Source organism: Pseudomonas sp. KH_024_B2 (genome assembly GCF_057839965.1).
In genome coordinates, this window is sequence record NZ_CM174502.1 from 2,447,625 (window position 1) to 2,462,882 (window position 15,258).

The 15,258-nt window shown below is 58.8% G+C and carries 16 protein-coding genes; 9 read left to right on the forward strand and 7 right to left on the reverse strand.

Annotated features, from left to right (window positions below; translation table 11 throughout):
• Nucleotides 1–78: 78 nt before the first annotated feature.
• The 4 genes from AC3I0A_RS11505 to AC3I0A_RS11520 form a co-directional block, all read right to left on the reverse strand.
• Nucleotides 79–963 (reverse strand): ABC transporter permease subunit, encoded by an 885-nt coding sequence (locus AC3I0A_RS11505; protein WP_489377902.1) that lies wholly within the window; start codon nt 961–963, stop codon nt 79–81.
• Nucleotides 960–1,841 (reverse strand): ABC transporter permease subunit, encoded by an 882-nt coding sequence (locus tag AC3I0A_RS11510; protein ID WP_489378481.1) that lies wholly within the window; start codon nt 1,839–1,841, stop codon nt 960–962. Before AC3I0A_RS11510 ends, AC3I0A_RS11505 begins: the two co-directional genes overlap by 4 nt.
• A 29-nt stretch (nt 1,842–1,870) precedes the next feature.
• Nucleotides 1,871–3,013: a polyamine ABC transporter ATP-binding protein gene (gene potA, locus AC3I0A_RS11515; RefSeq protein ID WP_489377904.1), complete on the reverse strand. Its 1,143-nt coding sequence runs from the start codon at nt 3,011–3,013 to the stop codon at nt 1,871–1,873.
• A gap of 228 nt (nt 3,014–3,241) precedes the next feature.
• Complete coding sequence (locus AC3I0A_RS11520; protein ID WP_489377905.1) at nt 3,242–4,003, reverse strand: gamma-glutamyl-gamma-aminobutyrate hydrolase family protein; 762 nt, start codon at nt 4,001–4,003, stop codon at nt 3,242–3,244.
• Between the two features lie 277 nt (nt 4,004–4,280).
• Between AC3I0A_RS11520 and AC3I0A_RS11525 the strand changes: the two genes are divergently transcribed.
• The 4 genes from AC3I0A_RS11525 to AC3I0A_RS11540 all read left to right on the forward strand — a co-directional run bounded on the left by AC3I0A_RS11525 (nt 4,281) and on the right by AC3I0A_RS11540 (nt 9,430).
• Nucleotides 4,281–5,657, forward strand: coding sequence for a glutamine synthetase family protein (locus AC3I0A_RS11525; RefSeq protein WP_489377906.1), 1,377 nt, complete (start codon nt 4,281–4,283; stop codon nt 5,655–5,657).
• 200 nt (nt 5,658–5,857) lie between these two features.
• Nucleotides 5,858–7,348, forward strand: a complete 1,491-nt coding sequence (locus AC3I0A_RS11530) for an aldehyde dehydrogenase (protein WP_489377907.1) — start codon at nt 5,858–5,860, stop codon at nt 7,346–7,348.
• A gap of 53 nt (nt 7,349–7,401) precedes the next feature.
• Nucleotides 7,402–8,685 carry an NAD(P)/FAD-dependent oxidoreductase gene (locus AC3I0A_RS11535; protein WP_489377909.1) on the forward strand — a complete coding sequence of 428 codons (1,284 nt, stop codon included), beginning with the start codon at nt 7,402–7,404 and terminating at the stop codon, nt 8,683–8,685.
• 196 nt (nt 8,686–8,881) lie between these two features.
• Complete coding sequence (locus AC3I0A_RS11540; RefSeq protein ID WP_489378482.1) at nt 8,882–9,430, forward strand: cupin domain-containing protein; 549 nt, start codon at nt 8,882–8,884, stop codon at nt 9,428–9,430.
• Nucleotides 9,431–9,447: 17 nt separating this feature from the next.
• Here AC3I0A_RS11540 and AC3I0A_RS11545 read toward each other — a convergent pair whose 3' ends face one another.
• Nucleotides 9,448–10,074 carry an eCIS core domain-containing protein gene (locus AC3I0A_RS11545; protein ID WP_489377910.1) on the reverse strand — a complete coding sequence of 209 codons (627 nt, stop codon included), beginning with the start codon at nt 10,072–10,074 and terminating at the stop codon, nt 9,448–9,450.
• A 204-nt stretch (nt 10,075–10,278) separates the two neighbouring features.
• Between AC3I0A_RS11545 and AC3I0A_RS11550 the strand changes: the two genes are divergently transcribed.
• Entirely contained in the window at nt 10,279–10,473 is a 195-nt protein-coding gene (locus AC3I0A_RS11550) for a hypothetical protein (RefSeq protein WP_489377912.1), read from the forward strand.
• Between the two features lie 26 nt (nt 10,474–10,499).
• On the opposite strand, the gene AC3I0A_RS11555 is transcribed toward AC3I0A_RS11550, so the two are convergent.
• Nucleotides 10,500–10,901, reverse strand: coding sequence for a hypothetical protein (locus AC3I0A_RS11555; protein ID WP_489377913.1), 402 nt, complete (start codon nt 10,899–10,901; stop codon nt 10,500–10,502).
• 196 nt (nt 10,902–11,097) lie between these two features.
• Complete coding sequence (locus AC3I0A_RS11560; protein WP_489377914.1) at nt 11,098–11,937, reverse strand: MBL fold metallo-hydrolase; 840 nt, start codon at nt 11,935–11,937, stop codon at nt 11,098–11,100.
• A gap of 26 nt (nt 11,938–11,963) precedes the next feature.
• Here AC3I0A_RS11560 and AC3I0A_RS11565 point away from each other — a divergent pair, with 26 nt between their 5' ends.
• The 4 genes from AC3I0A_RS11565 to ppk2 all read left to right on the forward strand — a co-directional run bounded on the left by AC3I0A_RS11565 (nt 11,964) and on the right by ppk2 (nt 15,239).
• Nucleotides 11,964–12,995 carry a GlxA family transcriptional regulator gene (locus tag AC3I0A_RS11565; protein ID WP_489377915.1) on the forward strand — a complete coding sequence of 344 codons (1,032 nt, stop codon included), beginning with the start codon at nt 11,964–11,966 and terminating at the stop codon, nt 12,993–12,995.
• A 195-nt stretch (nt 12,996–13,190) separates the two neighbouring features.
• On the forward strand, nt 13,191–13,496 hold the full coding sequence (locus AC3I0A_RS11570; RefSeq protein ID WP_489377916.1) for a panthothenate synthetase: 306 nt from the start codon (nt 13,191–13,193) through the stop codon (nt 13,494–13,496).
• An 83-nt stretch (nt 13,497–13,579) separates the two neighbouring features.
• Nucleotides 13,580–14,242 (forward strand): hypothetical protein, encoded by a 663-nt coding sequence (locus AC3I0A_RS11575; protein WP_489377917.1) that lies wholly within the window; start codon nt 13,580–13,582, stop codon nt 14,240–14,242.
• 175 nt (nt 14,243–14,417) lie between these two features.
• Nucleotides 14,418–15,239 carry a polyphosphate kinase 2 gene (ppk2, locus tag AC3I0A_RS11580; protein WP_489377919.1) on the forward strand — a complete coding sequence of 274 codons (822 nt, stop codon included), beginning with the start codon at nt 14,418–14,420 and terminating at the stop codon, nt 15,237–15,239.
• Nucleotides 15,240–15,258: the final 19 nt, after the last annotated feature.

Below are 15,258 nucleotides of genomic sequence, written 5' to 3' on the forward strand. Positions count from 1 at the left end.
GGAGTGCTGCGCACTCCAGCGGGAGCAAGCTCCCTCGCCACAATTGATCACCAGGCCATAGGTTTTCGTTAACTGGACCTATGCCGCCGCGCCCGCCAGTTGTTGCTCGGGTTGCTTCCACGATTCGCTCGCGGTCTGGTCCATGGCTTCCTGGATCGCGCGTTTGCGATTGGCTTCGGCCTTGCGGCTGAAATACCAGACCAGGAAGGTCACCAGTGACACCACCAGCAGAATCAAACTGGCCACGGCGTTGATCTCGGGTTTCACGCCCAGACGTACTGCCGAGAAGACTTCCATCGGCAAGGTCGTCGAGCCCGGACCCGAGACGAAGCTGGCCAACACCAGGTCATCCAGCGACAGGGCGAAGGACATCATGCCGCCCGCTCCCAGCGATGGCGCGATCATCGGGATGGTGATCAGGAAGAACACCTTCCACGGCCGCGCCCCCAGGTCCATGGCGGCTTCTTCGATGGACAGGTCCAGCTCGCGCAAGCGTGCCGAAACCACCACCGCCACATAGGCCGCACAGAACGTGGTGTGGGCGATCCAGATGGTGACAATGCCTCGCTCCATCGGCCAGCCGATCAGCTGCGCCATGGCCACGAACAGCAGCAACAGCGACAGGCCGGTGATCACTTCGGGCATCACCAGCGGCGCGGTGACCAGGCCACCAAACAGCGTGCGACCCTTGAAGCGGGTCACGCGGGTCAGCACGAAAGCCGCCAGCGTACCCAGCGCCACCGCCGCCACCGCCGTGTAGCAGGCGATTTCCAGCGAACGGCCCACCGAGCCCATCAGCTGCGAATTGTCCAGCAGGCCGACGTACCACTTCACCGACCATCCGCCCCAGACCGTCACCAGCTTGGAGGCGTTGAACGAGTAGATCACCAGAATCAGCATCGGCAGATAGATGAACATCAGGCCGAGCACCAGCATCAATCGTGAAAATCCGAAACGGTTCATGCCCGTCCCTCCATCTCTTTGGCTTGGCTGCGGTTGAACAGGATGATCGGCACAATCAGGATCGCCAGCATCACCACCGCCAGGGCGGACGCCACCGGCCAGCCACGGTTGTTGAAGAACTCCTGCCACAGCACGCGGCCGATCATCAGGGTTTCCGGTCCGCCGAGCAGTTCCGGGATCACGAATTCACCGACCACCGGAATGAACACCAGCATGCTGCCTGCGATGATGCCGTTCCTGGCCAGCGGCACGGTGATTTTCCAGAAGCTGTTGAGGGTGCTCGACCCCAGGTCCGATGCGGCTTCCAGCAGACTCTGATCATGCTTGACCAGGTTGGCGTAGAGCGGCAGGACCATGAAGGGGAGGTAGGCATACACCACCCCGATATACACCGCGATGTTGGTGTTCAATATTTCTATGGGGTTCTGAATGAGGCCGGCCCACAACAAGAATGCATTCAGCAGACCGTTATTGCTCAAGATACCCATCCACGCATATACGCGGATCAGGATCGCCGTCCAGGTCGGCATCATGATCAGCAGTATCAGCACGGTCTGCGCTTCCTTGCGGGCCTTGGAGATGCCATAGGCCATCGGGAAGCCAACCAACAGGCAGATCAGCGTGCTGAAAAAGGCGACTTTCAGCGAGCCAAGGTAGGCCGAGATGTACAGGTCATCATCGGCCAACAGTGCATAGTTACCGACGTTCAGCAGCAGTTGGAATTTCTGTTCGGCGAAGCTGTAGATTTCCGAGTAGGGAGGAATGGCCAAGGCTGCTTCGGAGAAGCTGATCTTCATCACCAGGAAGAACGGCAGCATGAAGAACAGGCACAGCCACAGGAAGGGAATACCGATGACGACTTTACGACCACTCGGTATCAGGCTTTGAATCCGCTGATTAAGAGTGGTCATGAGCGCAGTACCACGCCGCTGTCGTCTTCCCACCACACATAGACTTCATCGTCCCAGGTCGGGCGTGCGCCCCGGCGTTCGGCGTTGGCCATGAACGCCTGAACGATCTTGCCAGCGGGCAGTTGCACATAAAACACCGAATGCCCACCCAGGTAGGCAATGTCGTGCACCTTGCCTTTGGACCAGTTGTACCGGGCATCGGGCTTGACCGTGGTGACCAGCAGTTTCTCCGGGCGAATGGCATAGGTGACGGACTTGTCTTCTACCGACGTACTGACGCCGTGGCCCACATAAATATGCTGCTCAAGGTCCGGGCTCTGAATGATCGCGTGACCTTCCTGGTCTTCGGTGACGAAACCGTCGAAGGCATTCACGTTGCCGATGAATTCGCACACCATGCGGCTGACAGGTGCTTCGTAGATATCGACCGGACTGCCGATCTGGGCAATCCAGCCCAGGTGCATGATCGCGATGCGCTGGGCCATGGTCATGGCCTCTTCCTGATCGTGGGTCACCATCACGCAGGTCACGCCGACCCGCTCGATGATCTCGACCAGTTCGAGCTGCATCTGCGAGCGCAGCTTTTTATCCAGTGCCCCCATCGGTTCGTCGAGCAACAGCAGCTTGGGCCGCTTGGCCAGCGAACGTGCCAGGGCCACGCGCTGACGCTGGCCACCGGACAGTTGGTGCGGCTTGCGTCTGGCGTACTGGGTCATATGCACCAGCTTGAGCATTTCCTCGACGCGGGCTTCGATTTCGCCGTTGGGAAGCCGATCCTGCTTCAGGCCAAAGGCAATGTTCTGGGCCACGGTCATGTGCGGGAACAGAGCATAGGACTGGAACATCATGTTGATGGGCCGCTCATAGGGCGGCATGTCGGTGATGTCTACGCCATCGAGGTAAATGCGCCCTTCGGTCGGGCGCTCGAAGCCTGCCAGCATGCGCAGGAGTGTCGACTTGCCTGAGCCGGAGCCACCCAGCATGGCGAAGATTTCGCCCTGGTGGATTTCCAGGGACACATCGTCCACGGCCGTTGTCTCGTCAAATTTCTTGGTTACGCGGTCGACTTTAACCAGCACCTTCTTGGGGTGCGGGTTGCCTTCAAGAGCCTTCCTGTAAGTGCTGGAGGCGTTTGCCATGTGAAACTCCCAACAGGTATTAGTAGCCGGGCCAAAGCGGCCTGACTTAATAGGTGGATGACAAACCCGCACCGGGCGGGTTTATTCCGTGCAGCCTCCTGGCCGCTCAACGTTGCTTCTTGTTTTCGTGAACAGGTTCTGGCCGCTGTCTGTGGTGCGCGTTGGCGCACCGTCCTGGACACAGTGGCGTGGGAATCATTGGGTGTTGTCTTGCCGGGGCAGCCGCTGTCAGCGTGCGTTGCGATGTGCGGCGCGTTGCCGGCACGCGTCGCCAAACGCCTGGAAAATACTCAGGTAAGGAGGGTTCGATAGCACCTGCCATTCCGGGTGCCATTGCACGCCGACTGCGAACGCCTTGCTGCCCTCTATTGAGATCGCTTCGATCAATCCATCGGGGGCGATGGCTTCGGCCCGTAAACCGGGTGCCAGCCTGTCGATGCCTTGGGCATGAATGGAATTGACCTGAATCACAGGGGGCAGGTCCAGCGCTGCAAGCACACCGCCAGGCTGGACATGGACCGCATGGGCCGCCGCGTACTGGACGTCGAGGCTGGGGTGATCGGCTTCGCGGTGATCCATGAACGTGCCCGTCTCGTGCACCTTCTGGTGAAGACTGCCGCCGAATGCCACGTTCATTTCCTGGAAACCGCGGCAAATGCCAAGCACCGGAATGCCGGCAGCGACAGCTGCGCGTAACAGGGGAAGGGTGGTGCGGTCGCGCTGCGGATCGTGTGCAGTGCCCGCTTCGCTCGCGGCGCCCTGATAGTGGAACGGCTCCACATTGGAGGGCGAGCCGGTAAACAGCAGACCGTCCAGATGCTTGAGCAGCCCGTCTATCTCCGTCAGTTCAGCCAGGGAAGGGATGATGACGGGGAGCCCCTGTGCGGCAACGCTGACAGCACGCAAGTACTTGTCTGCGCTCACATGATAGGGATGCAGCCCAATCTCTTTGACGCACGCAGTAACGCCGATCAATGGCTTGATTGCCATTTTTATCACCTCGAAAAATGCACTTGAACGAGCTTTTTCGGAGCTTAGCCTTGTTGATTTTATTTAACAACTGCCATGTAAAAAATTATGGACGGCTTCGAAGTGACTTTGCCTATATGGGTCAGCATTTGGCGATGTAGCGCACCATAATGGTGCTGTACTGGACAAAAAATTCAATGACGAGGCCTTTTGTTCGCTATTGACTTCACTCTGCCTTTCGGATTGACTGAAGTGGTGAAAGGGCGGTGAAAATTATAATTAACATAATAGGTGCATCATGTCGGTACCCCTGCGTGCCGTTCAGCTCAACGAAGCGAACGCATTCCTTAAGAAACATCCTGAGGTTTTGTACGTTGACCTTCTGATTGCGGATATGAACGGCGTGGTGCGCGGCAAGCGCATCGAGCGCACCAGTCTCCACAAGGTCTACGAAAAAGGTATCAACCTCCCGGCTTCCCTGTTTGCCCTGGATATCAACGGCTCTACAGTGGAAAGCACCGGTCTGGGTCTGGACATCGGTGACTCCGACCGAATCTGTTATCCGATCCCCGACACCCTTTGCGTGGAGCCCTGGCAGAAGCGCCCGACCGCGCAACTGTTAATGACCATGCACGAGCTCGAAGGGCAGCCGTTCTTCGCCGATCCTCGGGAAGTGCTGCGTCGGGTCGTGAGCAAGTTCGATGACATGGGCCTGACCATCTGCGCCGCGTTCGAGCTGGAGTTCTACCTGATCGACCAGGACAACGTGAACGGACGGCCTCAGTCACCACGCTCGCCAATCTCCGGCAAACGCCCGCATTCGACCCAGGTCTACCTGATCGACGATCTGGACGAATACGTCGATTGCCTCCAGGACATTCTGGAAGGTGCGAAAGAGCAAGGCATCCCTGCCGATGCGATCGTCAAGGAAAGTGCTCCGGCGCAGTTCGAAGTGAACCTGCACCACGTCGCCGACCCGATCAAAGCCTGTGATTACGCGGTGCTGCTCAAGCGCCTGGTCAAGAACATCGCCTACGACCATGAAATGGACACCACCTTCATGGCCAAGCCTTACCCGGGCCAGGCAGGTAATGGTCTGCACGTGCATATCTCGATCCTTGATAAAGAAGGCAATAACATCTTTGCCAGTGAGGATCCCGAGCAGAACGCCGCACTGCGTCATGCGATCGGCGGTGTGCTCGAGACCCTGCCGGCGCAGATGGCCTTCCTTTGCCCGAACGTCAACTCGTACCGTCGTTTCGGCGCACAGTTCTACGTGCCGAACTCGCCGAGCTGGGGTATCGATAACCGTACCGTCGCGGTGCGCGTACCGACCGGCTCCGCCGATGCCGTGCGTATCGAGCATCGGGTCGCCGGTGCCGATGCCAACCCGTACCTGTTGATGGCTTCGGTACTGACCGGCATTCACCACGGTCTGACCAACCAGATCGAACCTGGCGCGCCGGTCGAAGGCAACTCCTACGAACAGAACGAGCAGAGCTTGCCGAACAACCTGCGCGATGCCCTGCGCGAGCTGGACGACAGCGAAGTCATGGCTCGCTACATCGATCCGCTGTACATCGATGTGTTTGTGGCGTGCAAGGAAAGCGAACTCGCCGAGTTTGAAAACTCCATTTCAGACCTTGAGTACAACTGGTACTTGCACACGGTCTGATTGGCTAATACCAGTCAGTTAAGGCGAAACACCAATCCAATGTGGGAGCGAGCTTGCTCGCGATGAGGTCGGCAAAGTCAACATTGATGGTGCCTGACACACCGCTATCGCGAGCAAGCTCGCTCCCACAGGGAGTGCTGTTTTCTGATTCTTTGGCATTAGCCAGACGATCAACTATTTCTCTGCGTCGAGTCACAATCATGGCAAACACTCGCAGCGACTGGGAGCAACGCTTTCAGTCCTTGACACTAGAAGGCCGGGCATTCATTGACGGCCAATACCGCTCGGCACTCAGCGGCGACACCTTCGAATGCATCAGCCCGGTGGACGGTCGCTTTCTGGCGAACGTTGCCAGCACCGATGAGGCCGACGCGAATGCGGCGGTGATCGTCGCGCGCCAGGCATTCGAATCCGGCATCTGGGCCAAACTGGCCCCGGCCGAGCGCAAGCGCATTCTGATTCGTTTCGCCGATCTGATTCTGGCGAACCAGGAGGAACTGGCGCTGCTGGAAACCCTCGACATGGGCAAGCCCATCAGCGACTCCCTGGCCATCGACGTACCGGCGACCGCCAATGCGATCCGCTGGAGCGCCGAGGCGATCGACAAGCTCTACGATGAGGTCGCACCGACGCCGGTGGATCAGCTCGGGCTCATTACCCGTGAACCAGCGGGCGTGGTGGCGGCGATCGTGCCGTGGAATTTTCCGCTGATCATGGCCAGCTGGAAGTTCGCACCGGCGCTGGCAGCGGGTAACTCATTCATCCTCAAGCCGTCGGAGAAGTCGCCGCTCACGGCGATCCGGATTGCCCAACTGGCGCTGGACGCGGGGATCCCCAAGGGGGTCTTCAACGTACTGCCTGGCTTCGGTCACACGGTCGGCAAGGCGCTGGCGCTGCATCAGGATGTCGATGTACTGGCATTTACCGGCTCGACCGCGGTGGCCAAGCAACTGCTGATCTACTCCGGGCAAAGCAACATGAAGCGCGTATGGCTGGAGGCGGGCGGCAAAAGCCCCAACGTGGTGTTTGCCGATGCGCCGGACTTGCAAGCGGCGGCGCAGGCTGCTGCCAGCGCCATCGCCTTCAACCAGGGCGAAGTCTGCACGGCGGGTTCCCGGCTGCTGGTCGAGCGTTCGATCAGGGATCAGTTCATCCCGTTGCTGGTCGATGCGTTGAAGGCCTGGAAGCCCGGACATGCGCTGGACCCGGAAACGCGCGTTGGCGCGGTCGTCGATGCACGGCAGCTGGAATCCGTGCTCAGGTACATCGAGGTCGGCAAGGAGCAGGGCGCCCGGTTGATCGCCGGCGGCAATCGCACCCTTGAGGACACGGGTGGCCTGTACGTCGAGCCGGCGATTTTCGATGGCGTGACCAACGCGATGACGATTGCCCGGGAAGAGATCTTCGGCCCGGTGCTGTCGGTCATCACCTTCGATACGGCTGAAGAAGCATTGCAGATCGCCAACGACAGCATCTTCGGCCTGGCCGCCGGCGTCTGGACCAGCGATCTGAGCAAGGCCCACACCTTTGCCCGAGGCCTTCGGGCGGGCAGTGTCTGGGTCAATCAGTACGACGGTGGCGACATGACCGCGCCCTTTGGCGGTTTCAAACAGTCGGGTAACGGTCGCGACAAGTCACTGCATGCGTTCGATAAATACACCGAACTCAAAGCGACCTGGATCAAGCTTTAAGTCATTTCACAGCGGCGGTCGCAGGCGTCAGCGTGCGGCCGCTCGGGAATTCAATGATGCAAACACATGTCAATAGCTACTACGCCGCGACCCGCAACACCGTGGCCGATTTTCCAATCCTCGATCAGCGGGTCGAGTGTGATGTCTGCGTGATCGGCGCGGGGTACACCGGCTTGTCATCGGCGCTGTTTCTCGCTGAAGCGGGCTACAGCGTGACGGTGCTGGAGGCCGCCAAAGTGGGCTTCGGCGCCAGCGGTCGCAACGGCGGTCAACTGGTCAATTCCTATAGCCGTGACGTCGATGTCATCGAGCAGCGCTACGGCGACAAGACCGCAGAAATACTCGGGAGCATGATCTTCGAAGGCGCGGACATCATTCGCCAACGAATCAAGCAATACGACATCCAGTGCGATTACCGCCCCGGCGGGATTTTTGCGGCGCTCAACAAGAAGCAACTCAAAGGTCTTGCCGAGCAGAAAAGCGGCTGGGAGCGTTATGGTAACCAGCAGCTGAAAATGCTCGATGCGGCAGACATCGCCAGGGAAGTGGGCTCGGACAACTATGTTGGCGGCCTGCTGGACATGCAAGGCGGTCACGTGCATCCGTTGAACCTGGCATTGGGCGAGGCGGCAGCCATCATTGGTCTGGGCGGGAAAATCTTCGAACAGTCGGCCGCTGTGGAAATCACCTACGGTGAGCCGATTACCGTCCGCACGGCCAAAGGCGTGGTGCGGGCGAAGTATTTGCTGATCGCCGGCAACGCCTATCTGAACCAGGATCTGGACCCGCGGGTGACTCGCAAGAGCATGCCGTGCGGCTCACAGATCGTCGTGACCGAGCCGTTGCCTTCGAGTGTCGCCAAGCGTCTGATCGCCAACAACTACTGCGTCGAAGACTGTAACTACCTGCTCGACTACTTCCGGCTCACGGCCGACAACCGCCTGCTTTATGGCGGTGGTGTTGTCTACGGTGCCCGCGAGCCCGATGACATCGAACAACTGATCCTGCCGAAAATCCTCAAGACCTTCCCGCAACTCAAAGGCGTGAAGATCGATTACCGCTGGACCGGCAACTTCCTGCTGACCATGTCACGTATGCCGCAATTCGGGCGCATCGAAAAGAATGCCTACTACATGCAGGGCTATAGCGGGCATGGTGTGACCTGTTCGCACCTGGCCGGGAAACTGATTTCGGAAATGATCCGCGGTGACGCGGAGCGCTTCGATGCGTTTGCCTCGCTGCCGCACATGCCGATGATCGGTGGCAGAACCTTCCAGGCTCCGCTCACCGCCATGGGCGCCGCTTATTACGCGATGCGTGACCGCTTCGGGATCTAGCTGGAACTGACGGCGGCGGCCGGCCAGGTGCCGGCCGCCGGCTTTTTATGTCGGTCATTCAGGTAACCTGCTGAGCTGTGCGAACAAACGTGATTTAATACTTGGCTTCCACGTATCTGGGGCAGGGAAACGGTGATTGTTCGACGCCCACCATCCCTTCCACAGTGCCCTTGAGTATTTTTCACATAAGGCTGTCATGGACACGGGCACACGACTCAAATTAGTGCGCGAGAGCTATAAGCTGTCTCAGCGCGAGCTGGCCAGGCGTAGCGGCGTCACCAATGCCACGATCTCCTTGATTGAGCAGAATCGCGTCAGCCCTTCAGTCAGCTCTCTCAAGAAACTGCTCGAAAGCATTCCCATGTCGTTGGCGGATTTCTTCACCTTCGACCAGCCCCCTCGGGAAGACCGTTACGTCTTCCGCTCCAGTGAGCAGCCCGATCTGGGCCGCCATGGGGTGCGCCTGTTGCTCGTGGGGGCGGTCGTGCCGAACCGGCAGATGCGCTTTCTGCGTGAGCAATACGCGCCAGGAGCGAGTTCCGGCGAGGAGCCCATCATGCACGCCGAAGGCGAGGAGTGCGGGCTGGTGACACGTGGCACCGTCGAGTTGACGATCGATGGACAGGTCAGTGTGCTCAATGCCGGAGACGGCTACTACTTTCCCACCACCTTGCCTCATCGCTTCCGCAATATCGGCCAGGATGAGGCAGAGATCATCAGCGCGAACACCCCCGCGAACTTCTGATTGGCGAGTGCCAGGGTTTACCGATGCGGCCCGGACTGAGTCACGCTGGTTTTCAGCGCTCTGGCCACCCGGGCCTGAATCTCGTAGGCCGGTGCCTCGATGGCGTTGTAGTCACGGGTATAGCGAGCGGCAAATTCGCCAACGCCCCATTGCAGGTACTGCTGCACGTGCTTCAACTCATGCGCCCAGAGCGCGGCATTGTTCAGGGCGTCATCGGGGTTTCGAAAGACGATGATGTCCACCAGAGTGACCGCCTCCACATCGGGATTCTGCAGCATGGTGTTTGCGGTATTCAGCTCCTCATCATCACCGACTTTGTAGCGGGCCGTATCGAGCACCTGGATGTCATAGTAGGGTTCGAGCTGGGCGCGGATATTCAGCGGGATGGGCTGAATATCGCCAGCTGCCGCGGTGTTGCGCGATTGCACTATCCACGCCTGTAATCCAGAGGCAGCCATTTTGCTCATGTTTTCGAAGAGCGGCCCTATCTCCTCTTTGGAGCCTGGAGCACAAAAACAGGCGCCCACGCAGACTTGGGACTGCCCTGCCGGACAGGCGGGCGCAGAGGACGCAGAGAATGACGTGCCCAGGGAGAAGATCAGTACGGCTAACCGGAAAAACGGGCGTAAAAATACAGCGGGCATTGGTACTCCAAAGGCAATGGCAATCAGCAGGCGACACCTTGAGCATTGCCGTGTGCGTTGTCTAGGTGTTGGACCGTTGCGGCCACCTTTCGTTACCCTGAATCCGACGAATCAACCACTTGGCGGGTCGCGATCGGCACCAAAGGTCAACAGACTCAGGCATGCACGTTATAGTTGAGGTGATCCGAATTAACGGGAGGGGGTATGCGCCAGATCGTTAACAAAGAACCCTGGTGGGCTGCGCCACCGAAACCTGGTCAGGATGAGTCTGAATTGGAGTGGGGCTGGCTGGTAACCTACAGCGAGGGGGAGCCGCGCTTCGAGTTCGTGAAAGAACGGCCCTCGGAAGAACAGATCCGTAACCGCAAGAGCTGTCGGATCACTACGCAGACAGATTGACCTTGCGTCTGAGCAATGGGTGCACCTCAGGCATCGCGCAAGAGGTCGTGGGCATCAAGCAGCTTGTAGGCGATCTCCGGGCGCTTCTCCAATCCACGGCGAATCGCTGCCGGGATCGACTGGCGGGTTTTACGACACAGTCCGGGCAGTTCGTCGATCTGAATACTGATGCCGCGCATGGTTCGCACTTCGTTGAAGCTTGGGGCGATTTCCAGGCGGATGCCCAACTGCTCGTACATCCGGCGTTGCATATGCTCGAGGTCGGTCAAACTCTGAATATTTTCCAGTCGGTCGAGCAGGCGCTTTTCCTCCGGGCGGGACAGGCTCAGGATGCGCAGATCGGTGCCGGGTGTGTCCAGCAAGCGCTCACGCCCGCAATTGCAGGCACCGGGTGGACAGGGCTGGCGGATCTGGAGAGAGGGCGTCATGGATTCCAATCATAGCCAACCATGATCGCCTTTGCCTATTGGGGCTTAGTTTCACAGATCGAGTGTGGGAGCGAGCCTGCTCGCGATGGCATCACCTCGGTGTTACAGACAGACCGAGTCGGTCGAGCGCGACCCCGGCGCATCGCGAGCAGGTCGGATCGCCGCACCGTCGCTCCCACATTGGATTTTTTTTGCATCAAGCACGTGCTCGCTTTTCACCAGGGTCCATGAACACAGGCCTTTGCGCCTCACAGTCGGAAAGCGTGAAGTTCAATCGCTCGCCATCTGCCGGAATGCACAAGCGTGAATCAATACCTGCTTGCCGTGCCGCATCGGCCAACGTAGTGCGGGTCACAGGGCAATGGCTGAGTGCTTCCAGATGGTTGGCGATTACCAGGCCCGACGCCAGTTTGGTGAACTCGAGCGCTTCATCGATGCCCATGATGATGTCGCCTCCCAGATCGAGTCGGGCACCGCCGGCAGGAATCACGCATAGGTGTGGCCGATGCCGCGCCACGAACTCCCTGACAGTTGACGAAAATACCGTATCCCCGGCGAGGTAGAGACTGGGTTCGTCCGGTATTTCGATCAGATATCCAACACCATGTTCCATCAGTTTGCCCATCAGCCCACGTCCATGGGTGCAACGGACGGTTCGGATCTGGCCGCCGAAAAATGGATTCGGTTGCTCATGATTGTGCGGCAAGGGTTGGACGTTCAAGCCGCGCTCGGTCAGATAGCCGGCATCGTGTGGCGTGCAGATCACCGGGATTTGGGTCTCTCGTAACCACTTTTTCGCGGCTCGATCGAGATGGTCGAAATGGCCTTTCTGGCAGTGGGTGATCAAGCAATGGGTGACCGATTCGAGCGCTTGCTCCGCGGATGCCGGCAACTCGACAAGGGGGTTACGTTGTCTTGCGCGGAAGATACGCAAGGGCGGCAGTCTGTTTTTAGGCGCGAGCATAGGATCGATCAGAATTCGATGGGGTCCGAATTCGACAATGATGGTCGCGTTGCGAAGTTGATGGATGTGCATGGCATAGCCTCTTGGAAGAGGCTTGATTGTGTCTTTACGTTCAACGGCGGAGAATGGCACATTCAGACATAATCAGTTCATTTTATGCCATGAGCAAAATACTTCGAATCGGCTTGCTGCTTTTTCCGCGCTGCATGCCGGCAGGGTTGTTTGCATTTTCAGACTTGCTTAACGCAGCCAACCGGCAAGTGGGCCGTACGCTTTTTGAAACTCGCTTTGTCGCATTGCAGACAGGGTTGGTCGAGTGCGCTCAAGGCGTCTCGTTGCAAGTGAGCGAAACGCTTGAGCATGCTGATCTGGACGCGATTCTGGTACCCGGCTTCTGGGCTGAATCGGCATCGCAGGTCGAGGCGATGATCGGCGAAAGTGCAGCCCTGATATCGGCGTTGGCGACGCGCGCCAACACGTCGATGCTCTGGAGTTATTGCAGTGGCGTAAGTCTTTTGGCGGCGAGCGGTGGGCTCAACGGACAGTCTGCGACCGTGACCTGGTGGCTGGCAGAGACGATGGCCCAGCGTTATAAAAAGGTGAAATGGCAGACCGAGCAGAACTGCATTGTCAACGAACGTACCGCCACGGCATCTGGCGTAAATGGCCACCAGCCCATTGCCCAGGCCTTGGTAGAGCGCTATGTCAGCCCGGACGCGTTGCATCAACTGATCAAGTTGATGGTGCTCCCGCGTCCCGTGCAGACCCATGGCATCTTTCAAGCCATGAGCATGATCGAGCAGTCCTCTGTGTTGTTGCGCAAGTTGCATGGGCTGGTCGAGCAATTGCCGGCACAAGAGATCACGGTGCAGCGGTTGGCTGAACGACTCGGCATGGCTCAACGCACCCTCGCGCGCAAGGTGATGGACACCACCGGGACTTCGATTGCCACCTATGCGCGCCGCATCAAATTGAATCAGGCCAGCGAACGTCTGATTCTCACCTCATCGTCGGTCAGCGCTATCTGCGCCGAATTGGGATTCAGCAGCGATTCGAACATGCGGCGCATGTTCAAGGAACTTACGAAGCTGACGCCCCTGGAGTACAGGCAGCGGTTCGGGCGTTTATGACCCGGTTTGCGGCACCTCGTTATTGACCGCTTTGCATGCCTCATGACCGCCCGTAACCCTGCACGAGGGTTGGCGCACGCTTCGCTATTCTTAACGACACGAACCGCCGGGGACTGTTGAACGCATGTCAGGCGGCAAGAGCGCCAGAGGCAAAGGTCTGGCTACAGCGCGGCAAGTTGAACAGAGGATTGAACGATGAAGATGTTACTGATGGTCGAATGCCCTAATGAACCCTTCAACACCCTCGTCAGAGCCGGGAAGGTGGGTGAGGTGGTCGAGCGTATCCTGGAAAGCATCAAGCCGGAGGCTGCGTACTTTACCGAGCAGGATGGAAAGCGCGGTGCGGTCTTCCTGGTCGACGTACAAGAGCCATCCGACGTCCCGACTTTTGCGGAACCCTTTTTTCTCAACTTCAATGCCACCTGCAAGTTCCGTATTGTCATGAGCCCGCAGGATCTGCAAAAGGCCGGTCTGGAAGCGCTCGGGCAAAAGTGGGGGTGAGAAACGGTCTGTATGGGGTCGGTCGGTAACGTACGACCCTGGTCGCCCACTGACCCCGGCGCGGACCCGGCGAGGAAAGATGCATGCAAAACACTGGAGAGCAAAAGCGGGCACCTGTGCTCAATCCGGTCGAGCGTGTCACGGAGGTCATCTTCGGCCTGCTCATGGCGATGACCTTCACCGGAACGATCAGCGTGGCGACGGCTGGTCAGGAGGCGGAACGTACGATGATGATCGCCGCGCTCGGCTGCAACCTCGCCTGGGGACTCGCGGACGCGATGATGTATTTACTGCGAACCCTGACCGAGCGCACGCGCAACCGCACGCTACTTGCAAGCCTGTGCGGCGGGGCGGACGCCGCTACCGGGCAGGCGCTCATTGCTAAAGCGTTACCGCCGGGTCTCGCGGCGGCGGCCGGCACCGATGGGCTGGAATTGCTGCGCCGCCGCTTGGTCGAGTACCCGGACAGGTCGGTAAAGCCGCGCCTCGGTTGGGATGATTTCAAGGGCGCACTCGGCGTTTTCCTGTTGGTAGTGTCTTCGACATTCCCGCTCGTGGTGCCGTTCCTGTTGCTCGACCAGACGGAGCTGGCAATACGCGTGTCTAACCTGGTCGGACTCGGAGTGCTATTCATCGCCGGTTGGCTGCTTGCGCGATACGCGGGCGCAAAACCGTGGCAAGGCGCAATTGCGTTGGCAGTCACCGGCGCTGTGCTGATCACCGCGATCATCGCACTCGGCGGATGATGGATCGTGGACTAGACTCACGCGGTTAGTAATGGAGTTAAACGTCAAGAGCAGAGGGGCCGTCCACGACTGACGCCAGTTTTGCTCGAAGCAATGCGCGATCTGCACGCTGATAGCTGAACCTGCTGGGTCTATCTATCGGTAGTCAGCGACTGGCATTTGTGAGGTCTTGGTCATGGCAAAGGACAAGAAGAAAGCCCCTGAGAGTAATTCCGCTGAAAGTTTGAAACTGACGAACAAAGACTATCTTGATCAGTTGCGCCGACTGCATGTCGAACTGGTCAAGTTGCAGGAGTGGGTGAAACAAAAGGGCATCAAGGTCTGTATCGTCTTCGAGGGGCGCGACGGTGCCGGCAAGGGCGGGACGATCAAGGCGCTCACCGAACGGGTGAGCCCGCGGGTCTTTCGGGTGGTGGCGCTACCTGCACCGACCGAGCGCGAGAAGAGCCAGATGTATGTGCAGCGCTACCTGCCGCACCTGCCCGCTGCTGGTGAGGTGGTGATCTTCGATCGCAGTTGGTACAACCGCTCGGGGGTCGAGCGTGTGATGGGGTTCTGCAGCGAAGAGCAGGTTGCCGGTTTCCTGAAGGCAGTCCCCCACGTGGAGCGTGCGATCGTCGACTCGGGAGTTATTCTCCTCAAATACTGGTTGGAAGTCAGTCAAGAGGAGCAGACCCGCCGGCTCGAGGCGCGGATCAAGGATGGCCGCAAAATCTGGAAGCTAAGCCCGATGGATCTGAAGTCATACAGCCGCTGGTATGACTACTCGCGCGCACGTGACGACATGTTCAAGATGACTGACACCGAACATGCTCCGTGGCTTGTGGCCAACTCGAACGACAAGCGGCGGGCACGGCTCAACATCATCTCTGATGTGCTCAGCCGCATTCCCTACAAGAATGTACCGCGCGAGAAGGTGATTTTGCCCAAGCGGCAGAAACCAGGCGGCTATCGTGAACCGGATTATCCGTTCCGGCGAATTCCAGAAAAATTCTGACCGGCACGTTTAAGCGAAT